General features: G+C 43.7%; 24 protein-coding genes and 1 other RNA gene. 14 read left to right on the top strand and 11 right to left on the bottom strand.

The genetic code is table 11. The annotated features are described in order from the left end of the window. Window positions 1-46: 46 nt before the first annotated feature. The 7 genes from ssrA (at window position 47) to Q4519_RS06670 (ending at window position 4,783) form a co-directional block, all read left to right on the top strand. Window positions 47-400: a transfer-messenger RNA gene (ssrA, locus tag Q4519_RS06700) on the top strand. Window positions 401-576: 176 nt separating this feature from the next. Further along, window positions 577-1,815, top strand: a complete 1,239-nt coding sequence (locus tag Q4519_RS06695; RefSeq protein WP_303510987.1) for an integrase domain-containing protein — start codon at window positions 577-579, stop codon at window positions 1,813-1,815. Next, entirely contained in the window at window positions 1,812-2,555 is a 744-nt protein-coding gene (locus Q4519_RS06690; RefSeq protein WP_303510985.1) for a hypothetical protein, read from the top strand. Before Q4519_RS06695 ends, Q4519_RS06690 begins: the two co-directional genes overlap by 4 nt. An 89-nt stretch (window positions 2,556-2,644) precedes the next feature. Further along, the gene (locus tag Q4519_RS06685) at window positions 2,645-2,899 is read left to right on the top strand and encodes an AlpA family transcriptional regulator (RefSeq protein ID WP_303510983.1); all 255 of its coding nucleotides are present in this window, start codon (window positions 2,645-2,647) and stop codon (window positions 2,897-2,899) included. A gap of 13 nt (window positions 2,900-2,912) precedes the next feature. After that, window positions 2,913-3,227, top strand: coding sequence for a hypothetical protein (locus Q4519_RS06680; RefSeq protein ID WP_303510980.1), 315 nt, complete (start codon window positions 2,913-2,915; stop codon window positions 3,225-3,227). 298 nt (window positions 3,228-3,525) lie between these two features. Further along, the gene (locus tag Q4519_RS06675; protein WP_303510978.1) at window positions 3,526-4,098 is read left to right on the top strand and encodes an inovirus-type Gp2 protein; all 573 of its coding nucleotides are present in this window, start codon (window positions 3,526-3,528) and stop codon (window positions 4,096-4,098) included. 70 nt (window positions 4,099-4,168) lie between these two features. Next, window positions 4,169-4,783 carry a hypothetical protein gene (locus Q4519_RS06670; RefSeq protein WP_303510975.1) on the top strand — a complete coding sequence of 205 codons (615 nt, stop codon included), beginning with the start codon at window positions 4,169-4,171 and terminating at the stop codon, window positions 4,781-4,783. Between the two features lie 1,299 nt (window positions 4,784-6,082). Here the strand turns inward: Q4519_RS06670 and Q4519_RS06665 are convergent. Next, window positions 6,083-6,427, bottom strand: a complete 345-nt coding sequence (locus tag Q4519_RS06665) for a hypothetical protein (protein ID WP_303510973.1) — start codon at window positions 6,425-6,427, stop codon at window positions 6,083-6,085. Window positions 6,428-6,647: 220 nt separating this feature from the next. Further along, window positions 6,648-7,205, bottom strand: coding sequence for a hypothetical protein (locus tag Q4519_RS06660; protein ID WP_303510971.1), 558 nt, complete (start codon window positions 7,203-7,205; stop codon window positions 6,648-6,650). Window positions 7,206-7,466: 261 nt separating this feature from the next. On the opposite strand from Q4519_RS06660, the gene Q4519_RS06655 reads away from it, so the two are divergent. Continuing rightward, a complete protein-coding gene (locus tag Q4519_RS06655) occupies window positions 7,467-7,820 on the top strand; it encodes a tyrosine-type recombinase/integrase (protein ID WP_303510969.1) in 354 nt (117 codons plus the stop codon). A 274-nt stretch (window positions 7,821-8,094) separates the two neighbouring features. On the opposite strand, the gene Q4519_RS06650 is transcribed toward Q4519_RS06655, so the two are convergent. After that, a complete protein-coding gene (locus tag Q4519_RS06650) occupies window positions 8,095-8,628 on the bottom strand; it encodes a dihydrofolate reductase family protein (protein WP_303510967.1) in 534 nt (177 codons plus the stop codon). 99 nt (window positions 8,629-8,727) lie between these two features. Between Q4519_RS06650 and Q4519_RS06645 the strand changes: the two genes are divergently transcribed. Continuing rightward, window positions 8,728-9,294, top strand: a complete 567-nt coding sequence (locus Q4519_RS06645; RefSeq protein WP_303510964.1) for a TetR/AcrR family transcriptional regulator — start codon at window positions 8,728-8,730, stop codon at window positions 9,292-9,294. Window positions 9,295-9,836: 542 nt separating this feature from the next. On the opposite strand, the gene Q4519_RS06640 is transcribed toward Q4519_RS06645, so the two are convergent. Next, on the bottom strand, window positions 9,837-10,391 hold the full coding sequence (locus Q4519_RS06640) for a hypothetical protein (protein WP_303510961.1): 555 nt from the start codon (window positions 10,389-10,391) through the stop codon (window positions 9,837-9,839). A gap of 413 nt (window positions 10,392-10,804) precedes the next feature. On the opposite strand from Q4519_RS06640, the gene Q4519_RS06635 reads away from it, so the two are divergent. Together Q4519_RS06635 and Q4519_RS06630 are read left to right on the top strand one after the other, a co-directional pair. Then, window positions 10,805-11,647 (top strand): glycosyltransferase, encoded by an 843-nt coding sequence (locus Q4519_RS06635; protein ID WP_303510959.1) that lies wholly within the window; start codon window positions 10,805-10,807, stop codon window positions 11,645-11,647. Between the two features lie 20 nt (window positions 11,648-11,667). Then, window positions 11,668-12,372 carry a DapH/DapD/GlmU-related protein gene (locus Q4519_RS06630; RefSeq protein ID WP_303510956.1) on the top strand — a complete coding sequence of 235 codons (705 nt, stop codon included), beginning with the start codon at window positions 11,668-11,670 and terminating at the stop codon, window positions 12,370-12,372. Between the two features lie 67 nt (window positions 12,373-12,439). Here the strand turns inward: Q4519_RS06630 and Q4519_RS06625 are convergent, their stop codons facing one another. Next, the gene (locus tag Q4519_RS06625) at window positions 12,440-13,924 is read right to left on the bottom strand and encodes a PIG-L deacetylase family protein (RefSeq protein WP_303510954.1); all 1,485 of its coding nucleotides are present in this window, start codon (window positions 13,922-13,924) and stop codon (window positions 12,440-12,442) included. Between the two features lie 507 nt (window positions 13,925-14,431). Between Q4519_RS06625 and Q4519_RS06620 the strand changes: the two genes are divergently transcribed. After that, complete coding sequence (locus Q4519_RS06620) at window positions 14,432-15,112, top strand: DUF2057 family protein (protein ID WP_232803930.1); 681 nt, start codon at window positions 14,432-14,434, stop codon at window positions 15,110-15,112. A gap of 110 nt (window positions 15,113-15,222) precedes the next feature. Here the strand turns inward: Q4519_RS06620 and Q4519_RS06615 are convergent, their stop codons facing one another. Continuing rightward, window positions 15,223-16,110, bottom strand: coding sequence for a LysR family transcriptional regulator (locus Q4519_RS06615; RefSeq protein ID WP_303510950.1), 888 nt, complete (start codon window positions 16,108-16,110; stop codon window positions 15,223-15,225). Between the two features lie 131 nt (window positions 16,111-16,241). On the opposite strand from Q4519_RS06615, the gene Q4519_RS06610 reads away from it, so the two are divergent. Together Q4519_RS06610 and Q4519_RS06605 are read left to right on the top strand one after the other, a co-directional pair. Continuing rightward, complete coding sequence (locus Q4519_RS06610) at window positions 16,242-17,108, top strand: MBL fold metallo-hydrolase (RefSeq protein WP_232803932.1); 867 nt, start codon at window positions 16,242-16,244, stop codon at window positions 17,106-17,108. 105 nt (window positions 17,109-17,213) lie between these two features. Next, window positions 17,214-17,429 carry a hypothetical protein gene (locus Q4519_RS06605; RefSeq protein ID WP_232803933.1) on the top strand — a complete coding sequence of 72 codons (216 nt, stop codon included), beginning with the start codon at window positions 17,214-17,216 and terminating at the stop codon, window positions 17,427-17,429. A gap of 73 nt (window positions 17,430-17,502) precedes the next feature. On the opposite strand, the gene proX is transcribed toward Q4519_RS06605, so the two are convergent. The 5 genes from proX to Q4519_RS06580 all read right to left on the bottom strand — a co-directional run bounded on the left by proX (window position 17,503) and on the right by Q4519_RS06580 (window position 23,396). Then, window positions 17,503-18,510 (bottom strand): glycine betaine/L-proline ABC transporter substrate-binding protein ProX, encoded by a 1,008-nt coding sequence (gene proX / locus Q4519_RS06600; RefSeq protein WP_238481486.1) that lies wholly within the window; start codon window positions 18,508-18,510, stop codon window positions 17,503-17,505. Continuing rightward, window positions 18,507-19,628, bottom strand: coding sequence for a glycine betaine/L-proline ABC transporter permease ProW (gene proW, locus Q4519_RS06595; protein ID WP_232803934.1), 1,122 nt, complete (start codon window positions 19,626-19,628; stop codon window positions 18,507-18,509). Before proW ends, proX begins: the two co-directional genes overlap by 4 nt. Before the next feature lie 2 nt (window positions 19,629-19,630). After that, entirely contained in the window at window positions 19,631-20,818 is a 1,188-nt protein-coding gene (proV, locus tag Q4519_RS06590) for a glycine betaine/L-proline ABC transporter ATP-binding protein ProV (protein WP_232803935.1), read from the bottom strand. A gap of 272 nt (window positions 20,819-21,090) precedes the next feature. Beyond that, a complete protein-coding gene (locus Q4519_RS06585) occupies window positions 21,091-21,978 on the bottom strand; it encodes a tetratricopeptide repeat protein (protein ID WP_232803936.1) in 888 nt (295 codons plus the stop codon). Further along, window positions 21,963-23,396 (bottom strand): aspartate kinase, encoded by a 1,434-nt coding sequence (locus Q4519_RS06580; protein ID WP_303510935.1) that lies wholly within the window; start codon window positions 23,394-23,396, stop codon window positions 21,963-21,965. Before Q4519_RS06580 ends, Q4519_RS06585 begins: the two co-directional genes overlap by 16 nt. Between the last annotated feature and the right edge of the window lie 30 nt (window positions 23,397-23,426).

Here is a 23,426-nt window from a genome sequence, read left to right as displayed (position 1 = left end):
TGCTTTCTAGATGTGACAGTTTCTTGTAAACTGCCTGTAACAACTTGGGGCTGATTTAGGATTCGACGAGATTCACGAAACCCAAGGTGCATGCCGAGGTGCGGCTGGCCTCGTAAAAAAGCCGCAAAAGTTATAGTTGCAAACGACGATAACTACGCTCTAGCAGCTTAGGCTAGCTAGCCTTCCTCCCAGGTCTCTTCTATGGGCAGGGTTCAGGAAGGTCATCTACATAGAATAGCGAGGGAAGCTTGTCTGAGGCTGAACCGCGAAATAGTATCAGGCTCGCCATTTCAAATCCTGTTAGTCGGAGTTGCGGTGGTTAACTAAAAGACTAACTAAGCATGTAGTACCGAGGATGTAGGTTTTTCGGACGCGGGTTCAACTCCCGCCAGCTCCACCACTTACACGATTAAAGACGCTTTCGAGCGTCTTTTTTTGTGCCTAAAAACCCTTAAAAATCAGCATTCTGATGAGTTTTTCATTCCCACTAGGTTTAAAGAGAGTTTTTAAAATTCATCTTTTTATGTACCATAAGAAGTACCACAAGGCCTATTTCGTTCAAATTGGTGGTACAACATGCCAAAGATAGTCACACCGCTTACCGATACACAAATCAAACAAGCCAAGACCAAAGACAAAGAGTACACCCTACCCGATGGTGATGGGTTAGAGCTTAGAGTCAGGTCGTCAGATTCAAAGCGTTGGGTTTTTCGCTATCAAAAGCCATTCACCAAACAACGAACTAATTTAGGCTTAGGCTCATATCCCGAAGTTAGCCTTGCTGATGCGCGAAAAAAGCGTAATGACTTCCGAAAATTATTAAAGCAAGACATTGACCCCAAAGAGCACAAAGAAGAACAAGCGCGCCAGCACAGTGAAGCCGCCTTGAATACCTTTGCTCATATCGCGGCCAACTGGTTTGAAATTAAGCAAACCCAAATCAGTGAAGATCACGCCAAAGACATATGGCGTTCAATTGAGCTTCATCTGATACCCTCACTTGGCAAGCTCCCCATTAGCAAAGTCAGCGCGCCTTTAACCATTGATGTACTCAAACCCATCGCGGCTAAAGGTAGCCTTGAAACCGTTAAACGGCTTGGGCAACGGTTAAACGAGATAATGACCTTTGCGGTTAATACAGGCTTGTTACGCGCTAACCCCTTATCAGGTATTCGCTCCGCATTTCAAAAGCCCAGTAAGCAAAACATGGCAACGATCTCCCCTGATGATTTGCCCGAACTGGTCAAAGACATTAGCTATGCCAGCATTAAAATCGTGACCCGTTGCCTAATTGAATGGCAATTACATACGATGGTGCGCCCCAGTGAAGCCGCTGGCACAAAGTGGAGTGAAATAGATTTAGATAATCGAGTATGGGCAATTCCAGCCGAGCGCATGAAGAAAAAGCGTGAGCACCTAGTGCCACTAACCGATCAAACCATCGCCATACTGGAAATGCTCAAGCCCATAAGCGGCCACCGAGAGCATGTATTCCCCGCAGACCGCGACCCGAAAAAACACATAAATGAACAAACCGCCAACATGGCACTAAAGCGCATGGGTTATGAAAAGCGCCTAGTCGCACATGGCCTACGCGCCCTTGCCAGTACCACGCTAAACCAACACGGCTTTGATGCTGATGTGGTTGAAGCCGCCCTTGCCCATGTAGATAAAAACGAGGTTAGAAGGGCTTACAATCGTTCTGATTACTTTGAGCGTAGGCGGGTGATGATGGATTGGTGGAGTAAAACTATAGCCGCTTCACCTCAGCAAAGTGGCATAGATTTAAACCTTTCTAATGTGGTGTCCTTATGAAAAACAACGGCTTTCGATTTAGAACTAAAGCGGAATTAGTAAGTTGGCTTGACTCATTACTCATAAGTGTTGCCCAGCTTTTTGAAAAGCAATATAACCTTGAGTTGAAATTGTTTGAGCAAAGTGATTATTGGTGCGAGCACGGCACGGAAGCAAACCTATTCAAACTCATATTAATGGTTGTGAACAAGATTGAATTTTGGCATACAAATAAAGGCCTACTAACAGCAACAAATCAATCTCAAGACATTTGGAAAGCTGATGCTTTCATATTTTTAGCTAGAGAGATTATAAAGGTTTCAGAATATGTAAAGCCAACTAAAGACTCTAAACGGCCTGACAGCAAGAAACACATAGAAAGCAAAAACCGCCTTTTAACTTGTGATGATTCTTGCTGGAAGGACTCGAACTCAGACTTTAAAGCAATGTTTAATTGGGTAATTAAAGAGACAGAACTACCTATATCAATAAAGAAAACGAGTCCAAAACTCGAAAATGACCAAAAGAAATGGTGGATTATTGTCAATGTTCTAATGCTTAATGGGACAGGAAAAACAAAAGCTCAAGCCGAAGTGGGCAAACATTTCTGTAAAGAAGATATCAGAAAGGAATTCAATAAAGTGGAGAATTCTAATTGGGCTAAAGGCGCAGGTTTGCTTACCTTTGAAAACATCTTTCATACATTAAAAAAACAACACCAAGAAATAACTATTTCCCAAATCAATCAACACTTGGAATAGGAGGGAACAACGAGTCTTAAACCCTTAGCTATACCTTCTAGATTCATAATAATACCTATGAGGCATTGATGCTCAATTGAGGAAATATTATGAAGCAACCAAAAGTTTACAAAATCATCCGCAGACCCGAAGTATTAGCCAAAACAGGCTTTTCTAAAAGTACCCTATACAACCGTATCAAGGCAGGGTTATTCCCTTTGCCAATTAGCTTAGGCGCTCGTGCTGTCGGCTTTGTTGAGTGCGAATGTGACAAGGTTATACAAGCCATGATCGCGGGTTATTCTGAGCCGCAATTAAAAGGCTTAGTTACCGAGATTGTCACTAATCGCAGCATCAAAGGTTAAGGGGGAACGAGCTATGATCAACAAAGATAAATGCTTAGAGCTTGGCCTACCTGAGCCTAAGAGCTACCAAAGTGAATTGAGCTATTGCCTTTCTGTCATGTTAAGCGGGGTAAAGCTAAATACATGGCAAACCCGCTATATAGGCATTGGCCATTTACACAATCACACATCAGTATTAAAAAAGAAGGGCTATCAATTTGAAGATCCCAAAGCTCCATCATACTGTCCTGAAGCGAAAAAAATACTGCCTCGTCCAGTTATTAATGCGTTTATGATGCCAGATCAAATAGCTCTTTACTGGCAAGAAAAAGCCGCTAGGAAAGGTTAATTTCAAAGCGACTTAGTATGCTAGCTGGTGGTTGTAGTTTGGCGACCGCGCCACCAGCTGTTAAATCATAACCTCAATTACCGAGCCATACAATTTTGTATTTTGCATTTAGTTAGTAGTCACTATCAGCAAGACCTTAGCGTTAATCTTAAAAAGGCATTAACAATCGCCATTTACAGGTTTTTGACCCCGTTTAATTTCAACCATCAAGAACCAGCCTTAGAGATAGCAAAGCATAATAGTGATAGTAGTTACTAACAGACGGCTAGGTAATTAATAATATCCCTTAGATAGTCTTATGTCTTACATTATGAAAACCCGATATCTTGAAGTAAACAACAAGGTATTTTGGGTTAACGGTAAATACAGTGGCATGTATTCACACATGGCTAAAAGCATGATTAACCAAGTTGATACTATGCTAAACCATCACAGTAAAGTTCACCTGATTCGCTTTGATCTGCGCTTGTATGAATACACCAGCACCAACGCAATAGTAAGCAGGTTTAACCGAATCTTGTTTAAATGGCTAAAGCGTCAATATGCCCTCAAGCGTATTGGTTTTATCTGGTGTCGTGAGATGGAAACGGCTAAACAGCAGCATTACCACTACGCCCTGATACTAGACGGCCACAAGGTACGCCACCCGCACGAGATACTGATCAAAGTAAAAGGCGTATGGGAAAACCACCTACAAGGCTCCGAATACACCCCTAAGAACTGCTATTACAATTTAAAGCGTGATTGTGAGGCATCAATACAGCGTGCTGTATGGCGTATTTCATACCTTGCCAAAGTAAGAAGCAAAGGAAACCGCCCACCCCAAACTAAAGACTATGGCACAAGCCGAATCAAACCTAAGAAAACCTAATATTCACCCTGTTTTTCGTATTAAGCGCAACGGGGTATAATGGTGACGGGTTTATCAATGGTGCGCACTAATGCCAACAGGTTTTCATTTCGGACGATCACAATTCAGACGCTACACCAGTGAATACAGAAAGCTATACGCCCACACCTTTAAAGGCTTAACCGAAAAGCCCCTTGGGCAATACCAATTCACCATCACCACTGAGCAAGGCGCAGAGCGCACACCGTTTGAACTGTGTGAGACATCAACAGGCGTTAGGTATATGCGAATCAACAAAGGCGAAGGTAAAAAGCCCCTAGAAATCGCCTTGTTAACGTGTAGCAGCAGCGCCAGCAACAAACTATACATAAGCTGCCCATATTGTCAGGAAAGGCGACAACACCTTTACCGCTTTAAAAACGGTTATGCCTGTAGGGCTTGCTTAAAGCTTCACTATGCGAGCCAAAGCGAAACCAAGCAAAGTAGACTAGCAAGGCGTATAAGAAAACTTAGGTTAGCCCTGTGGGGCTATCAGCCTGACATTTACAACTTGATTGAGTCGTCATACTATTTTGCCAAGCCCAAATACATGAGATGGAAAAAATTTATAGAAAGACGTGAAGCAATTTCAGCACTAGAATCTGAATATTGGCGGCTCAGTGAGCAGCAATTAAGACGGTGTTTCGGGGGGTTATTTTTAAGGTGACTTTGAGCCTAAGTACCACCCTAAGTACCACCAGTGAAAGTCAAAATAGCCACAAACAAATAAAAACAACCACTTAGCACTCCGTTTCAGGTGTCGCCAGCCCACCAATCTATAGAAAAGGCGATAACTCATTGAGTTAACGCCTTTTTTTTATCTGTAATTTTGTGTGTAAGCTGTTGGTACTAAAAGTAGGTACTAAACATGCGTGACTTAACCCTCGCAAAATCAGGTAGTTGACAGTTCAGATATCAAGTGCCTACAGACCGATCTCTTTGAATATCTCACCCAAATTTTTTACTAATGCATTAGCGGCTGATTGCACTTTTCGCTCAGAGATACCCGTGGCAGCGTCAATGGCTTGAGTGTTTGGAGATTCAAATCGCGTCATTGCGGCTAGAACTAATAATTCATATTGCTTGGTTTCCTCGCACATTTATGCGGATTTAGGTTTGTTTTACTACTCGATGGGAAATATGACCACCTTGCAAGACAGGAGACATGAAGACTATTAACACCGCGCCCTCTACATAGACTGCTTATTCGATCAGCCTGAGAGATCAAAAGCTCTGTAATATATTGAGTAGGCGATTTTCCTTGGCGCAACAAAGACTACTCGTATGAGGCTAGGTACCAGAGCCACAATTACTGCAAGTCGATTTGGGAAGCCGCCATTGTGCAGGGTTTATCGCTTTGTAAATTATGGGCGAATGGCATGCCTTACACCTTAAAGTCACGACATACAGGCCAAAATAAGCTCCATATACGATGGCTATCCAATAGCTTGGAGAGATTTCTTGAAGCCCATCACTAAAGTTTGCGCCACTATCGGCAGCAATATGAACTATCACTACTACAAGCAATATTGCTAATCGAACATAAAACCCTAGCTCTGTTTTAGTCATCATTTCCCCCTAAAGCTAATAAAGTAAAAAGCCGCTGACGAGCACGGCAATTAGCTAGCGACCCTTACTACCTTTGTACCCGCGATATAGTCATGCAAACAGCGTGAAGGCTTGCCGAATATCCAGCACAAATTAATAAGATTAAGCTGCACCCAACCTAGAAAACCTTGAGGCTTGCTCTGCCATAGCGACTTCCATTACCTCTTCCATGCTTTCTCCTTGTTCGGGCTAGGCCCGTTGAATACGGATGCACTTAATATTAATGATGCTCACTAATTTAAGGCCAAATTTTATTTTCTTCTTTCAGTTAACGCCTTTAACAACAATCGTTTAATAACGCAGCTGGTAAAAGCGAATTCTAATCAGCCTGCACACTCAATGACCTGCGCAAGTACGGCTAATACTTCCAGTCGTTTGCATTGGTCTCAGGAGCCCGGCACATGGAAGCCCCCATTTCAGATCTCACACCCGAAAAACACTCAAAAATATCCTGATTCATCGCCCACTTCTCTTTGCATTGCGCGACAAAATTATCTTCTAGGGTGCCGTCCTTGTAATCCTTATACATGGCAATAACCGAAGGATTCTTTTCAGGAGTTGAATAGTCCAATACCGAAGTATTCCAATCATCAATCACCTTATTCAATCTAGCGCCAGCTTCCGCACATGTTTCATCAACATTGGCATTCGCTAAGCTTGAAACCAGCAGCCCCAAAGATAAAACTAACGTTTTTTTAAACATTTTATTTCCTATTTTGAATGTAACATTTGGTTATGCCGCATTACGCGCCTTACTAACGAGTGACTAAAAGCAACTCAAAAACATTGCTAGTGTTGCTACTTGGCCCATCACACTCGGATAGACTATTTAGCCCCGCAAACAAAGCCATCATCGCGTTTATATTACGCAACCACCGCAGGAACAATGGTTTTAGGCGGTGTAGCTGCCAATTTGCTTACCATTATTGATTTGCTTTTGCATGACGATACAGACGAATAATCACAGGATCTTGTGCATCCATAAACATCAAAGCTCTGCCGTATAAAGCTTGCATGCCAAAGTCATCGAAAATGTTATTCCCCAATGGCGTGATTAAAACTTCATCCGTCACGAGCCCATTCAGGTGTAACTGTCGAATTTCATCCATGTGCTTTGCTGTGAAACCTGTCAACACAACATTGACCGCGGGATGATTATATTGCACGACAATATTCCCATCTTTCATCGCAATCGGCTTCATATCAGGATGATAATTGTAAATATCCGACAACACCTTTAATGCATAATCATAAGCAGCTGTATCAGATAACCTATCAGGCAGCAGCACCAGCGTACCATTGCTAAATTGCACCATATCCTTTTGATCATTGGTATAAAACACCAGTTGCTCTAATATCATTGCAGCCTCAGCAGTAAAATTTGGTCTCCAGTCTGGTACAGGCGGGAAAACTTTATTTGAAGCATGCAATGGAAACACTCCTATAAAAAGGGCAAAAAATACAATGAAGCGATCAAACATATATTCGTAACCTAATGTTTACGTCGCCGAAGCAACTGACGAAGTGCGATATGCAATCCGGCCACAAGCCAGAGCCAATCGCCACACAAAAATCAAACTAGTAGCGTGAAGCTCTCCTTCAAATAGCCATCAGAAACGAGCCTCAAAGTGGCCAAACATGAAGAAGTATTTACCGCACTATACATCAAACTTTTGTAAAAAAAGAGTAAGCAAAGTTACACTTTTAAAAATTGAGCAACGGCTAAAAATGGGAGGATTATCTTGCCAGAGGCCATTGCAGCACTAACCAGCCAACAGGCCATCACCGAAGCTAAAAGCGAGTTTGTGTTTGAAGAGCCCAAGCAAGGCAAGCCACTAACGGGCGCAGATCAAATCAGAAAGAACATTTGGGTAACCGTGCTAGAGCGTTCAAACGTGCGCTACCGCCACCCCTACCAAACAAGGCACACCTTCGCCACCATGTTGATCAGCCGTGGCGCTAACCTATGGTGGGTTGCTGACCAAATGGGCCACAACGGACCTGAAATGCTGTTCCGTCATTATGGTAACTACATCAAAGAACATGACAAAAAGAGCGGACGGGGGTTTAATTCCCAAATAGATTTCAAGACTTAAACTAATACCACAAAACATGAATTTAAGTGGGCGAGCCTGAAGGAAACCTGTATACACTCAATTCGAGGGGCTAATTTAGCTTCCGGCTGTTCCAACTCACTTTTGCCCCGAAATGAGTTACGTCTAGTATCACTAGCTAGGCAATCAGAGAAATTTTCAATACATAAATTAATGGGAGAGGCAAAAGACAAGACCTGATCCCTATTGCTCAAATAGACGGCAAAACGCCCTTCACTTTAGTTGTGCAGGGCGTTTTTAGATGCAGGAATCAAGATTATTTCTCTCGCACGTAAGAGGTTTGAACCAAGGTTTCTAGTACTACTTCACTCTTGGTCACTTTGAAGTTCAATGGTTGTTTTAGTTCACCAAACAAAGGTGCGCCGCTGCCAAGTAGGATAGGAAAGCGAGTGATCACCATTTCATCGATCAGATCTTCATTGAGGAAGTTTTGAATAGTCACGCCACCGTCGATGTATAGGTCATAAAATCCCTTAGCATTCAGCTCCGCGATAATGTCTTTTAATTCACCTTTGACTAAGAATACTTTGCCTTCATAACCTTGTGGCACTTTCGTCATGGTGTTGCTCAACACGAACACTGGTTTTGTGTAAGGCCAATCGCAATCAAAACTCAGAACCACATCGAGGGTATTGCGTCCCATCACCAAGCCGTCAATTCGCTCCATCAATGCAAAGAAACCAGTATCAATATTGTCTGGATTTGGTACCGAATGTAGCCAGTCGAGTTTGCCTTGTTTATCTGCGATGAAACCGTCCAGACTAGTTGCAATAAATACGATGTTTGCCATAAGTACCCCATCAAATTGGCCGTGGTTGAGCGGAGCCCAAATATAGTTTAAAATTAATTCTACAATGTAGAATATTGTTGAGTTTATCGGGAAGAGCAAATGGCTGTCAATGAAAAGAAACGTGGACGACCAGTAGGGAAGCAATCACAGTTAAGTGCTGAGAGCATCCTAGAAACGGCTAAGTGTTTGATGAAAAGGGATGGAAAAGTCCCAAGTGTCCGTTCATTAGCAACGCAATTAAACGTGGATCCTATGGCGATCTATTACTACTTCAAAAACAAGAATGCTTTGTTGGAAGCGCTCACCACATCGCTTGTGGCGGAGATCTACCAGCCTCAGGAAAGTTCGAACTGGCAAGGCGAGTTAAAACGTTTATGTGTCAGTTATATCGAGCTGTTACGCGAGTACAACGGGCTACTACAAACCATGCTGAGCATGAAATCACACGGACCTGCCCAAGTGTTTACTGTGCGTTATCAAACTATTATTGCTCCTTTAGCTTTACACAAAAATGTGGAAAATGACGGCCTAGATTTGCTGGCTGATTACTTACATGGTTTCGCGTTCTCTACCAGTTGTTGTCATGATGCGAGTTTGATCAAAACCGAAATGATGGATGGGCCATTGGCGCTAATTTGTAGTTCATTGGAATCATCTCGAACCTAGCTCACATTAAAGGATCTTCTCAATGCCACTGAGAGCAAGACAAGGGTTTATCGATTCTGGCTGGTCAAATGTATATAGGTTCAGGTCTTACCTTTGGCTAGGTTGAGTTAGGCCATACGTCACCTGATACGTACTTCGTTAAATGAGCAAATCCACTAACTCGTTTTTGTCCAAAAGTGAGTCATGTCGAGAGTAAATTGTAAGATTGAAGCACACTAGATAAACTGAATGATCAGATCACTTGTGAATTGCTACATCTGCACTTGGCAACGCAATAGAGCCAAGCTCAAACCAAATAGCACGTTAGTAGCACGAACTTTTAGAACAATGTGAATACCACTTTAAAAACAAACAGTTAAAACTTTACTGATGCAGTTCAACTCCCGCCCTTCCACCAATCTATGAAAAAGGCAACATAAGCAGATATATCAAGGGCCTGAGGTGCCACCTTGATGAGTGTTTAGTATTGCTTCAACTCCAACTGTAAAGGCTTTATAAACTCTGGTGTTAGCATTACTAGTCATCCACGCGCAATTTTTCACTTACTTCATAGCATGCACAGGAGCCTGATGATTAAAAAAGAGCACCAAGTTTTGCGCGGTGGTTACTTTGCCTATGTAGGGATTTTTTTCGAAAAGCTCAAGACTTCTACCTGTTCGTTGCGCAATTTCTTCAACTAAGGATAAATCAATGTCATCCATATCAAGCAACAAGGTATCAAGTAAAGAATCAGAAGCTTTGATAGGAACTTTATGCTCAGTTGGCAACGCTGCTTGAAGTTGTTCGTACACTGCACGGATAACCCATGTATCTACAACGTTTGTATCAAACGACTTAGCAAATTCACAAATAGACAAGCCATCACGCTCTTGGCACAGTTTTAGAAAATGTTGCTCTACTTTGGGTTGATCGATAACCCACACAATTTTCGCAAATATAGCTAAACCAACAAAAACCACCAGCGACCAAGGCTGGTAAACTACCACGACCACCATGACTAAAATAATGGTCAAAGCAACAGTTACATAGCCGATCAAAGCCCCACGGCTTGTCTTTTCAGGTTCATATTGGGGCATAAACCTTGATGCTTGTTTCATACTTTATTTCACTGTTTAAGCGATTAAATGAACGCTGTTTAGCGTAATTTTTTATTTGACCAGCATCTTTGCACTGTGCACCGCTCTAACTGCACCAAGCACATTCAGTCCCTTCAATTTCATCGGCGCACAAAACATCAACAACTTGTAAATTATGCATAGCAAAAATAAAAAAGCCAACATCCGTAATTGTCCGATTGATGAAGCCAATGATACTAGGCGATAAGCCTTCAAGTTATAACCTATACCATTGCCGCGCCCGAAAGCTTTCTACTGGTTATTGTTAACAACTGCATCATCACTTAATATATAGTTCACTTTAATTTGATAGATAAATCAACGACTCAGGCCTTTCCTGCGCGTTGGCTCATATCCATCCCTAGGGTGGATGATAAAAAAGGGATGATTTAACCATGTTACAAACAGGGATCAGCGTGATTATACCCACTTATAATCGCGCAAAATTACTAGAGGGAACGTTAGCTTCCCTTGAACAACAAATAAATGCAATTTGCCCTTTTGAAGTTATCGTTGTTGATGATGGCTCATCAGATAATACCGAAGCCGTGGTTAACTCGTTTCGTCACGTGTTAAACATTCAATATCAATACCAGCCTGACATGGGCTTTAGAGCAGGCATGGCCCGTAATAAAGGTATTTATGCCGCTAACTATGAGATTTGTTTGTTTCTTGACGCTGGCATAGTGGTACCCAATAACTTACTACACAGCCATTACCAAGCGTATCAATCAAAACCCCAAGATGTGCTGATAGGCATGTGCTATGGCTTTGAAGAGTTTGAACTAAAAAACGAAGCAAGCTTACTCGCCCTATATCAACAACAGCCCCTTAATAAAGTGTTTAAGACCTTACAAGCAAGCACTGAATATTTAGATTGCCGCTACGCTATTCTTAATAACTTGCCTAATGGCCTTAACCAAAGCCGCTACCCTTGGTTTGTTGCATGGACTTGCCACTTAAGCGCCAAAACCACGTTGCTACGCAAAGTAGAAGGCTTTGACGAACACTTTAATACTTGGGGTGGTGAAGACTTCGAATTAGGGATCCGTTTGGCCAAGCAGGGCGCCAAGTTTGATTTACTTAAATCGCCATTAGTATTGCACCTGCCTCATGATAAATCAGCCCAAGGTTCGCAACAGTCAGGGCAAGAGAATTTAAAATACATCATCAAAAAACATCCAGACATCGCCGAAGATGTTTTACTGCTGAATTGGACCCAAGGTATTCAACTTTGAAACCGTAGTAAGGAATAGTTATGCCCGCTTATAAAAGTTTATTTATCAGTTTACCCGACGATCCTGAGTTTCAAAGCGAATCGTCCCCAGCCCCTTTTACCACCGATCCCAAACATGTCGCTCAGTTATTAACTGCGCGCGGCGTGAGCATTGCACAAGACGCCGTCATATCGAGTGTGCCGCGCATTTGCTTTACCCAAGTAACTGATGAGAAAGGTTATTCGGTTTATCGTGAGCTCAATCAGGCAGAAACCCTTGCCTTCCATGGTGCCATCACCATAGGGCCGGGATGCTTTTTAGAATCAAACCCTGTTACTCCTCCCTTTCATAGTAGCTGCATCAAGCTAACCTCGGTAAAAGCCAATGATAAACCCGCCGGAAAAATCACCCTTGGCACTGGGGTGCAGATGCTGGGTGTGGCCATTGTGGCCTACGAGCATGTTGAAATAGGTGATTATGTCGGAATTGGCCCTGGCGTAACCATTATGGATTGTGATGGACACACCACCGAAGGCCGTGGCACCGACACTGAAATAGCTCGGCTTGAATCAGCGCCCGTTAAAATTGGCGCTAACTCTTGGATAGGGGCTGGCGCCTGGATAATGAAAGGCGTACAAATAGGCGAAAATTGCGTGATTGGAGCCAACAGCGTCGTGATCAAATCCATTCCCGATAACACCGTCGTAATGGGAAACCCTGCACGCGTGGTCAAAAAAGTTTCTTAATTCAGCCTCAGATTGCAATCAAGCAGGTAGCATTTACGCTAGTTAACCTGCTTGATTGCACCGCTACTTATACCATCGCCAACGACATATCAGCACGGCATGTTGCTAGCTGTTCATCGAGTGCGGCAATCATCGAACTCATCCAAAGGGTTTTATAAATCTGTTCAGGCTGGTTAAAAATGGCAAAGCGCTGCTCACATTCACGCTGGGCCAGTTGATAGCAAGCCAAAATAGTAAAGTGTTGACTTCCATTAATCAGCTGCTCTGTTACCGCAAAGCAATCATCTAAACTGTTATCGTAAAAATGCAGCTTAATATTATCACTATGAACCGCCTGAGCACGACCGCGATCCTTTTCACGCTCTCGTGTATAAATATTTATCTTTAAGGGGCTAAAAGTGCTCTGCAGTCTATGTACATCCTCTGCTACCAAGTAATCGTGAATAACTAAATTAACCTCTTGGCTTTGTTTAAGCTGATGAAATAGCTTTGTTGCATCCGATAACGACTCAAATTGTTGGTATGAAGGCAATTGTGGGGTACTGGTTAATAGCCAGCGCCGTTCAATAAACTCCGCATTAGCAGCATGATCTTTGGCCGCCGCAATAATCGAAGGCAACATAAAGCTCGGCTTAAACTGTGAACTAAAAATACTTACCAATCGCTGTTTTTTCGCCATTACCGAATCGATGTTTTCAATCACCTGTATTGGCCTAGTGGTTTGGCATACTTGCGCGAGCAAAAAGTCTCGCATTGCGGGGCCAAAGTCATACACATAAGGCTGATCTTCGTAAATAGATACTCGGCAATTTGCAAAGTCGTCGGCATAAAGTTGCAGCATCAGGATAGCGGCATTACGTGTGTTATGGTGGTCAGAATGAGAGCCCGACGCAAGCGGGATCCAAAGCTCTGTTGGCTCAAGAGCCAATATTTTCTGTGCCATCACCTGAGCCAACTCACGCAATTGCTGCGGGTGCAATAAATCTTGGCCATTACCTTTAGTCCAACGTAATGGCTTATCCAACTGATCTAAATGTTCATGCCTGCCACCCAATATCGCGGCCGCTAGAGCACCTTCTGCGGCACGACGCTGGGTGACAAATTCAGTATCATCAGTGGTTTTTTCATGATAGCAGGTATAGTTGGAATGAAAGGCGTTGGTCAAAATAGTGATTTTTTTAGCGTGCTGCAGCTTTAACAAGCTGCCCCCTACCGATAAGGCCGCATCATCAACATGGGGCTCTAAAACAACTATATGCTCCTGTTGCTCTGCAGGAATAGGAAGATAAAAAAACACCAACTCCCGCTGCCACCATTGGCAAAGTAAATCTGTAGCTTGGGGAAATTCTAGTAACAGCGAAGCCAGGCAGGGTTGAGCAGCAAGCCGTTGAAACAAGCTGACTTCACTGGCATTTAAAGTCAATGTGGGCGTGCTGGAACGATGCGCACCGCCTAAGTTGAAAAACACGTCATTGCCATACAAGGCAAAACTGGGATTTAAAGCAACTTGAGAGTGTGGATGATAACAAGGAATATCTTCAAGCCTAGCCATGATTCATTAAACTCCTAAATGAGGCAGTGTTGGCTCTCTGCAGCAACAAACTAAAGGACCCATCCATAAAAATGAGCCAGCAGCCACTTTATCCCTTATCTAAATCAACAACTAATGTAAGGGCGATCCAACAAGTTAACAGACCAAACAGCACTACTGAACACTAAAGCCGAGAACGCTAACGCCATTAAAAATGATTCCAAAACATACATTAAATTGATCTATTCATCCATAACATATTGAAAAAATTACACATCAATATAACAAAAAATAATTGGGCATATCATATTCAAAGAGTCAATGTGCAACCTTAGGCAGTAAGCTAACAAACAGCAACCTTCATCAAGTTGTCAAATTAAGTACTTATTCTGACTTGTATTTCGCCAGCTAAAACGGCAACCTCAATATCAGATTTACAATCTCACTTTATAGCGCGTTGCCACGTTGTGTTCACTCGGTGTTCGCGCGATAACTAGCAAGGTTACTACCATAAAAGGTTTTTAAATAATGCGTATTATCAAACCATTAGCTTTAACAATGGCCCTATCAATCAGTGCAGCGGCGCAGGCGGATGTTACTTTAACCGTCGCTCAAGATGTTAACTTATTAGTAGCCAATGGCGAGAAGGTGAAGCTGTCGAGCGGCCTCTTTTCAAGTAACAACACGCTAGTGTTACCCAATGGCGAAAGCCAAATTGTGTTTCGTTATGAGCCCTCTTTCACTAAAGCAGGGGAAGAAATTAGCACGACAAGTGACACCATTATTGCCAAGTTTACGGCGAGTGATAGCCAAGTGTCATTTGTAATGCCTGATTATAAAAGCTATCGCAGCGCCGAGGAGCACATTAGTAACCTTGAATGGCAGCTAGTTGATCAAGCTGGTAACCCTATCACCAAGGTTGAAGATAAGCTGACCAAAGAAGGGATGCAGCTGGGTCGCGACTATGTTGATGAGGCCAAAGACTACAACCAAACAGGCGCTAAAGCGGCTATCGTTTTGGCGGGTGCAGCTGGTGCCAGTACGGCTATCGCGCTACAGAAGACCGCAACAACGAACCCTCAGTCAAATGCTGGCGCGAATACAACCAAGCAAGTTGATAGCGGCACAGCTGAAGAGATGCTGCATTTTTGGTACAACCGAGCTGACAAAGCCACGCAGCAACGCTTTAAAGACTTTATAAACCAGTAAATCCCCTGCTCCAACTATCACACCGGTTAGCAAGCGCTGCGCTTTGCTAACCGACTTCCTGCCCTTGTCCTTAAACTGTTAACACACTCTTGTTAATCCCTTAAATAACCCTACCAAGGATGATCTGCAAAGTATTGCTCAAGGTGGTCAATTAAGGCTCGTATTGCTGGCGACAGATGTTTACGTGATGAGTACAGGGCGTAGATTTTCATTTCATTGGGTTGCCATTGCGGCAGTACGTGGCAAAGCTCACCGGATTTTAGGTATTTGTTGACTAAATAGGTGGGCTGTAACGACACACCCGCACCGCTCAAGCAGGCATAAAGTAAAGTAGTGGCTTCGTTCGCCGTTAGATGACAAGACACTTCAACGGCCTCAAATTGCTTGTCTTTAGCTAAATGCCACACGCTCCAAGCAAAGTTTTTATAGCCTAAGCAGCGGTGTGCTGTTAGGTCTTGCGGCTCTACTATCGCTCCAGCTTGGGCGAGATAATCAGGAGAGGCAACTAACGCCGACTCACACACCCCTATAGGTTTGCCAATTAATGTATCTGATGGGGAAGCGGTAATACGAATGGCAAGATCAATTTGTTGCTCGGTCATGTCTTTTACCGAGTCTTGGACATCCAGATCAATAAATATCTGCCGGTGTTGGTCTTGAAACGCTTTTATAGCGGGTGCCAGTAAAGCGCCCCCTAACGACACACTGGTGGCCACTTTCACTCGTCCAGTTAACGCTTGCGGATCGGCGCCATATCGCGCGAGTTTATCCCCTTGCTCTAGCCAAGCTTCTATTTCTTTAAGGCAGGTTTCACCGGCGCTGGTTAAGGTGACTTTGCGGGTGGTGCGGTGCAATAAACGCGTTTGTAGCCAATTTTCCATTTTGTCTACATAGCGAGTGACCATACTACGCGACATATTCAGTCGGTCAGCTGCGGCGCTAAAACTGCCACATTGCACTACATTGATAAACACTTTTGCTGCCGTTAGCCTATCCATCACTTGCTCACTATACGAAACAATGATGTTCAGTATTGTCTATTTTTCTGAGCGGATCAAATCTCTACTATACACCTCGAAGGCAACACATCACTCGAATATAACGAGTGCAACAGACATTTAGGAGAGATATGAAAAAGTTAGTTTTATTAACCGCCGCAGCCCTACTTAGCCACTCAGTATTTGCAGAGGTTGCTAAACCATTAACACTAAAAGTGTATAACGCAGATGAAAGCAGTTTTAATGTGAATTCAACACTGGTTTACGGCGAAAACGAAGCATTAGTTGTTGATACTGGGTTTTCAAAAGCCGACGCGCTGCGCATTGCCGCCAATGTTTTAGATTCAGGCAAAACCTTAACAACGATTTTTATTAGCCAAGCCGATCCAGATTATTACTTTGGCGCTGAAGTACTGCATAAGATGTTTCCTGACGCAGCGATCATCACCACGCCAGCGGTACGCACGGTAATTGAGAAAAAACTCAAAGGTAAAATCGCTTTTTGGGCTCCTCAAATGGGCGCCAATGCGCCGGAAAAACCAATCATTCCAACCGCCTACTCTGCCAGTACGATTAGCATTGATGGAGTGGAGATTGAGATAAAAGGCACGCAAGGGCAATTAGCTCACCGCCCTTATTTATGGATCCCAGCGAATAAGGCCATTTTGGGAAATGTGGCAGTGTCTGGCAACTTACACCTGTGGATGGCTGATACGCAATCAGATGAAGAGCTGCAAGCGTGGTCAGCGCAATTAAAAGAAATGAAGTCACTTAAGCCTGAAGTAGTGATCCCCGGCCACATGACACCAGACTCAGCTTTGGATCTATCAAGTGTGCAGTTTTCTTTGTCTTATTTAACAACTTTTATCAGCGAAAAAAGCAAAGCGAACAACAGCGCTGAGCTAATTAACGCCATGGACCAAGCCTATCCACAAGCAGCCAGTCCATCATCCCTTGAACTTAGCGCAAAGGTTCATACTGGTGAAATGACTTGGTAGTCAACGCAGCGGCATGTTGATGCTAAATTCAACTTGGTTAAGTTTAGGTTCAACCGCATTAGGTAAACTCTTTGCTAGATAACCAAGCTAACTGAAGAGGAAAAGATGAAGAATGCTCAGGTTATGCACCAACAAAGCCTAGCGGATTACCTTACTAGCTGGCGCTCGGGTATTATTGAACGCTATCCAGAGCCCAAGCTAGGACAAGTTATTTATTATATGCACGGCTACTATCATTGCGTATTTGCCAATGGCCGTGACTCTAGGTGGTGCCCAGTTGTTGTGCAACAGAACATAACAGATGAAACAGTGACTCACTAGCAAGCAACGCTACAAATAAAACAGGCCGCTGAGCGGCCTGTTTAAAACAACTTACTATTTAGCTGCAGCGCTATTACATAGCTGCTTTTTTCGCTTCTGCAATCCAGCCGTCAAAGGTGGCTTTGTTTGCTGCTATCCAGCCGTTAGCATGTGCCTCAATGTCTGCAGAGCTATTTTTACCTTGGCTCATCATCATGTTTTGCGCGCTGACCGCATTAATATCTAGCTTCATAATTTCAAATAGCTTAGCCGCGGCTGGGTTTTTCTCAGTAAACTCTTTGTTGGCAACAATGCGCATTGAGTTCATTTCAAAGCCGTAGTTTTTACCATTAGACAGCGTAGTATCAATGTCTTTGCGCTCACCCGGCAGTGCTGAGAATGGCACTTCTAACCAAACAACATCTTTACCCGGTACTAATACACCACTTACCCAGTAAGGCGTCCACGTGTAATACAAAATCGGGTCACCTTTTTTGTAACGTGAAATGGTGTCGGCAATAATCGCGGCATAGTTACCTTGGTTATGGGTCACTGTGTCACGCAATTTATAAGCCGTTAAATGCTCTTCAACCACTAATTCACAGCCCCAGCCTGGGTTACATCCGGTTAAATCAGCCTTGCCATCACCATTGGCATCAAATAGCTTGGCAATTTTTGGATCCGTTAGTTGGCTAATATTAGTAATGCCATATTTTTCAGCAGTTTTTTTATCGATTAAGTAACCTTGCGCGGCACCACTGATGTATTCACCAGTGCGAGAGAAGCTTTTATCGCCACCTGACATGGTGTATTTGTCGGCGTGTAGTGGGAACCAACCTACCGCAAGAAAAGTTGCATCACCTTTGGCTATTGAGGTGTAGCCAACGTTGTAGTCCACTTCTTTTGTGTCTTTAACGTCGTAACCCAATGCTTCTAGTGCTTTGTTCACGATCAGCGTTTGAAAGGTTTCTTCAGCCACGGTTGATTGCACGGGTTGCACTGTCACCCCTTCACCGGGTAAAGATTCAGCCAATGCTGCGCCGCTTAATGTGGCACCGGTTAGTAGGCTTACAGCCATGGTTTTAGCCCATGAATAACTCATTTTGACTCTCCTGTTTGATTAACTGATTTTTTCGGTTTAGAAACAACATTTAATACCAGTGCCACAGGTCCACTGTGAAACCAACGCGCTTTGTTATCGCGCGATTTAGCACCTATTTCTTGGGTAATGCGGTCAAGTAGAATTGCTAAGATAACAATACCTAAGCCACCTACTGCCGCTAAGCCCATATCAAGACGACCAATACCACGTAGTACCATTTGGCCAAGGCCACCTACCGCAATCATTGAGGCAATCACCACCATAGATAAAGACAGCATTAAGGTTTGGTTAACGCCCGCCATAATGGTTGGCATCGCCAGTGGTAATTGAATGCGATAGAGCATTTGTTTTGAATTTGCGCCAAATGAATGGCCCGCTTCTATTAGCTCTTCTGGCACTTGATGTATGCCTAAAATGGTTAATCGCACTACCGGCGGCAGCGCAAAGATAATAGTCACGACCACACCTGGCACGTTACCAATACCAAATAGCATGACAATGGGCACCAAGTAGACGAAGGCCGGTGTGGTTTGCATGGCATCTAACACTGGCCTGACAAATTGGGCGGCGGTTTTACTGCGCGCCAACCAAATACCAAGGGGTAAGCCAATCACCAAACAAAAGAATACGGATGTCATGACCAACGATAAGGTGGTCATGGCCTCAGGCCAAGCGCCAATCAAGCCAATAATGAGCAATGAAAACAATGCCGCCACGCCTAACCGAATGCCAGCAAACTGCCATGCAAATAGAAACAAAATCAGCAACATAAAAGGCGCGGGAGTGGAAACCAAAGCGGTTTCAAAGGTAGTTAAAATAAAATCAATCGGTATCCGAATGGCTTGAAATAATGGCCGGCCATGTTCAACTAGCCAGTTCAGTCCGGTTTCAATCCAGCTATCAAAAGGAATAATCGCATCTTGAAATGGATGGAGCCAATCAAACTGGACAGATTCTGTCGGCGCACTGTTTAGCCAATCATTAGCCCCTGATGTGGTATCAGTAGCCCAAGGGTTAGTGCTAGTCGCATCCGATGCGCTGCCCCCCCAAGGATCAGCACTAGGCGCCTCTGTTTGGCTGCTGGCCCATGGGTCATTACTTTTCTCTGCTTCAGCCATGACTATTCCCTATCCAAAGTTTGTAATAAACGGGACTTGGTGATGACCCCTAAATAATTTTTATTTTCGTCAACCACAGGCACCGCATAAGCAACGCTGGCCACAGGGCCAATCAGTTCACCCACTGGCACCTCTGGGTCAAGACATAAGGTGTCTTCTAAAATCGCACTCACCAACGAACGATGCTCTTTATAAGCTTGCTTCAGAGAATCAAGTGACACTATGCCTAGATATTTATTACTTTTATCAACCACCACACCGTAATCACGATCATGGTCAATCAAATGCTGAATGGCCGATGCTGGGCCGTCATATTCTGATTTGTTAAACACCGCTGCAGGTTTTTTACGCATAATGTCTTTTGCTGAAAATACCGTCGCGACATTCACACCTCTAAAGAAGGAGCTCACATACTCGTTGGCGGGGTTATGTAAAATGTCGTCAGGGGTGCCTACTTGCACCACCGCGCCATTTTGCATAATGGCGATGCGGTCACCAATGCGCATGGCTTCATCCAGATCGTGCGAGATAAACACTATGGTGCGTCTATCGTCATTTTGCAGGCGGATAAGTTCATCTTGCATTTCAGTACGAATTAACGGGTCTAATGCCGAGAAAGCTTCGTCCATTAGCAAGATGTCAGGGTCACACGCCAATGCGCGGGCAAGGCCTACTCGCTGCTTCATCCCGCCGGATAATTCATCTGGAAACGAGTCGCAATAGCTATCTAGCCCTACTCGCTCTAACGCCGACATCGCTTGCTGATGCCGGGTCGGCAGATCAATTCCGGCCAACTCTAAGCCAAATGCGGTGTTTTCGATCACTGTCATGTGTGGCATTAATGCAAAACTTTGGAACACCATAGAAATGTTATTACGGCGCACTTCTATTAGCTCTTCGGTCGAGATATGGGCAATATCTTTACCATTGAGTAATACACTGCCACGAGAGGGTTCGATGAGACGATTAAGTAAGCGTACTAAGGTGGATTTACCGGAGCCTGAGAGCCCCATAATGACGAAAATTTCGCCTTGGTTAATGGATAGAGATACATCATGCACCCCTACCGTTAACCCTGTTTGTGCAAATATTTGGTCTTTATCTAAACCTTTATCGATCAGCGGAAACGCTTGCTCGGGTTTATCGCCAAATACCTTGTACAGATTTTGCACTTCCAATATGGTCGACATTCACTATTCCTTGAACAATTTGCTTAGGTAACTAAATAAATTATTTTTAAGATCATTTCGTTACCTAACTATTATAGTTGTTCTGTTTTATTGGATAAAAAGTAGACTAAAGACAAAAATAAAACCATAACTAGCCAATTTAACGATAAAAATTACAGTTTATTGACTCAATCGCCAAACAATCCCTATCTTATCAATTTTAATTCTCATCCAATAAAGCATAGTTAACAAAATAGAAAAATAGAATTATTCATTAGTCCTCTATTAATACTTTAAAGTCCATTAATGATTTCTTGCATGTCCTGTTTTTCTAACAAAGGTGTTAGGGCTGGGTCGTCATTTAACCCTTCTCGGTAACTTTCTTGGCGACTAATGGCCTGAGACAAGTACTTGATAGCCTCATCAAATTGCTGCATTGCGGTATAAGCACAAGCCAATTGGTAAAAGGCATGGCTATTTTCTTCGTCAATTTTTAGCGCCTGATGACATAAGTTAGCAGCCCATTGCGGCTCATCGAGCTCAAGCACAGCATCCGCTTTATAAGTCAGCGCTTCACAATCGTTTGGTCGCAGTTTAAGCAATTCGTCATAAATGCGAATTTTGTTCGCTGATGAAGATTCTTGCTGTGCTCGCAACCAGAGTGATTGGCTTTCTTGGGTTAGCTCTATCTCTTCGCGGTTTTCTTCAATGTGCTGGGTTTTTTGTTGCAGTTGCGCTTCTATCGCTTCGAGGCGTTTTTCATATTCATTGATCAGCTTAGAAATTTCTTCGTCTGCTAAGGTATGCACCCGCTCTTTGATTTCTCGTATCGACGACCAACCGACAATAACCAATACCGAGGTGGCTGCCGCGATCAAATAGAAAAAATAAGTCACAGTGTCGGTGGCATAAGCCACCGCACGGTCAACAGACTTATGCTCACGATCCACTATTTGCTGGATCAGCTCATGTTTCGTGGCTGCTTGTTCAACCCTCAGCTGCTTAAGTTCGTCAAGCACGTAACGTTCAACAAACGGGTTATAGAGAGGCGCATCAAGCGCCTCGACTACTTGCTGTGCCTGCGCTGCTTTTTGGTCTGGCGCTTGCTGTTCGGCTGGCGTGGCGGCAAAGGTAGGCCACGCAATAACGAGCATTAAGCAAGCAATTAAGATGCGAGGCATATAGCTTGTCCGTGATTATGTACTTCAACTAAGGCCGCGTGTAAGCTTTTCACCGCTTCATCATAGTCAGCCTCATTCACCACAAACTTCATGTCCACTTCACGCTTAGACTGATGCATGGCTAATACGCTGATATTGCTGTTAGCAATGGCCTGTACCGTTTTAGCTAGGATGCCTGGAATTTGTAAATCACTGCCAATGGCCGAAACGATGGCCACACGCTGTTGATTAACATCCGCATCAGGGAACAGTTTTTCAATGGCGTTACGGATCCGCTTAACGGTTTTCAAGTTAGTCGATAAGTAGTGAGTAATGGTGTTGGCATTCATATCTTTCGACACAACGTGACCTTTAAAGCGCTTGATAATTTCCATCACATCACGCTCATACTCAAACAGGTTGCCGGCCATGTCTTGATCAAATAACTCAAGGGCGTAAATGCTTTTACAGCCAGCAATAATTTCAACGCAAGGAGACTCACTAATGTAGTCACCTGTGATCAAGGTGCCGGCATGCTCTGGCTCAAAGGTATTTTTAACACGCAATGGAATATTATTTTGACGCAACCCTTTGGCGGCTTTAGGGTGAATCGCTTCCATCCCTAAATTGGCCAGCTGGTCTGCTACGTCGTAGTTAGTGCGGCCAATTGGCACGGCATTTTCTTCGCCAACTAAACGTGGGTCGGCGCTGCTTAAGTGAAACTCTTTATGGATCACTGCTTCTTTGGCTTGGGTTAGCACGGCAATACGACTAAAAGTCATTTCACTGTAACCACGATCAAAGGTCGACATTAAACCGGTTTCGCTGTGCGCATAACCCGTTACAATAGGCAGCTCGTTAGTTAAATCAATTTTGCTAAACGCTTGTTGGATACGCATGTCCAGTGATACATGCTCTTTCGCGCGCCAGCCGGTTAAATCAACAAAACGAGCATTAACACCATCACGTTGCAGTAAGGTGGCCATGTTCCAAGCACTGTGTGCTTCGCCAATACTGGCCAGCATTTCGCGAACGGTGGTGAGGTGTGAAGCCAGTTCAAAATGACCATGCTGACATAGGCTTTGTAAATCAAGTAAGCACTGCTTGGCATCGGTTAGTTTTCCGATAATAAAGCTGTTGGCTTTTTCGAGTAACTCACCTTCACCAAATAATTGCTGATTTATCCTGAGTAATTCTTGCTCTAGCTGGGCAAGCTTTTCACCCCAGCTCAGATCTTCCATGCTGTTAGCAAACAGCGCAAAAACACCCGGTTGGCCGGTTTTTTTGTATTCTAATAGCTGATCGGTGATCCCACCGTAAGCCGATACCACAAATACACGCTTATATAAGGTGGCGTTAACAGGTTTTAAAATAATATTATTGCGCACCGACTCATAGTCGCTCATCGATGTGCCGCCAATTTTTTCTACGGTATGCATCTTGTATCCTATTTATTTAATGGCTAAAGC

This window comes from Motilimonas sp. 1_MG-2023 (assembly GCF_030547455.1).
Lineage (GTDB): Bacteria > Pseudomonadota > Gammaproteobacteria > Enterobacterales > CBDFNC01 > Motilimonas.
The sequence above is the reverse complement of the archived record's forward strand: the minus strand, read 5'-3'. Positions and strand labels throughout refer to the sequence as shown.

Coding starts and splice junctions, on each gene's coding strand:
- Q4519_RS06635 (WP_303510959.1), top strand. CDS start 10,805: ATGTTACAAACAGGGATCAGCGTGATTATACCCACTTATAATCGCGCA.
- Q4519_RS06660 (WP_303510971.1), bottom strand. CDS start 7,205: ATGTTTGATCGCTTCATTGTATTTTTTGCCCTTTTTATAGGAGTGTTT.
- Q4519_RS06680 (WP_303510980.1), top strand. CDS start 2,913: ATGATCAACAAAGATAAATGCTTAGAGCTTGGCCTACCTGAGCCTAAG.
- Q4519_RS06685 (WP_303510983.1), top strand. CDS start 2,645: ATGAAGCAACCAAAAGTTTACAAAATCATCCGCAGACCCGAAGTATTA.
- Q4519_RS06670 (WP_303510975.1), top strand. CDS start 4,169: ATGCCAACAGGTTTTCATTTCGGACGATCACAATTCAGACGCTACACC.
- Q4519_RS06585 (WP_232803936.1), bottom strand. CDS start 21,978: ATGCCTCGCATCTTAATTGCTTGCTTAATGCTCGTTATTGCGTGGCCT.
- Q4519_RS06695 (WP_303510987.1), top strand. CDS start 577: ATGCCAAAGATAGTCACACCGCTTACCGATACACAAATCAAACAAGCC.
- Q4519_RS06645 (WP_303510964.1), top strand. CDS start 8,728: ATGGCTGTCAATGAAAAGAAACGTGGACGACCAGTAGGGAAGCAATCA.
- Q4519_RS06605 (WP_232803933.1), top strand. CDS start 17,214: ATGAAGAATGCTCAGGTTATGCACCAACAAAGCCTAGCGGATTACCTT.
- Q4519_RS06665 (WP_303510973.1), bottom strand. CDS start 6,427: ATGTTTAAAAAAACGTTAGTTTTATCTTTGGGGCTGCTGGTTTCAAGC.
- Q4519_RS06610 (WP_232803932.1), top strand. CDS start 16,242: ATGAAAAAGTTAGTTTTATTAACCGCCGCAGCCCTACTTAGCCACTCA.
- Q4519_RS06650 (WP_303510967.1), bottom strand. CDS start 8,628: ATGGCAAACATCGTATTTATTGCAACTAGTCTGGACGGTTTCATCGCA.
- Q4519_RS06625 (WP_303510954.1), bottom strand. CDS start 13,924: ATGGCTAGGCTTGAAGATATTCCTTGTTATCATCCACACTCTCAAGTT.
- Q4519_RS06580 (WP_303510935.1), bottom strand. CDS start 23,396: ATGCATACCGTAGAAAAAATTGGCGGCACATCGATGAGCGACTATGAG.
- Q4519_RS06690 (WP_303510985.1), top strand. CDS start 1,812: ATGAAAAACAACGGCTTTCGATTTAGAACTAAAGCGGAATTAGTAAGT.
- Q4519_RS06640 (WP_303510961.1), bottom strand. CDS start 10,391: ATGAAACAAGCATCAAGGTTTATGCCCCAATATGAACCTGAAAAGACA.
- proW (WP_232803934.1), bottom strand. CDS start 19,628: ATGGCTGAAGCAGAGAAAAGTAATGACCCATGGGCCAGCAGCCAAACA.
- proV (WP_232803935.1), bottom strand. CDS start 20,818: ATGTCGACCATATTGGAAGTGCAAAATCTGTACAAGGTATTTGGCGAT.
- Q4519_RS06615 (WP_303510950.1), bottom strand. CDS start 16,110: ATGGATAGGCTAACGGCAGCAAAAGTGTTTATCAATGTAGTGCAATGT.
- proX (WP_238481486.1), bottom strand. CDS start 18,510: ATGAGTTATTCATGGGCTAAAACCATGGCTGTAAGCCTACTAACCGGT.
- Q4519_RS06620 (WP_232803930.1), top strand. CDS start 14,432: ATGCGTATTATCAAACCATTAGCTTTAACAATGGCCCTATCAATCAGT.
- Q4519_RS06675 (WP_303510978.1), top strand. CDS start 3,526: ATGTCTTACATTATGAAAACCCGATATCTTGAAGTAAACAACAAGGTA.
- Q4519_RS06630 (WP_303510956.1), top strand. CDS start 11,668: ATGCCCGCTTATAAAAGTTTATTTATCAGTTTACCCGACGATCCTGAG.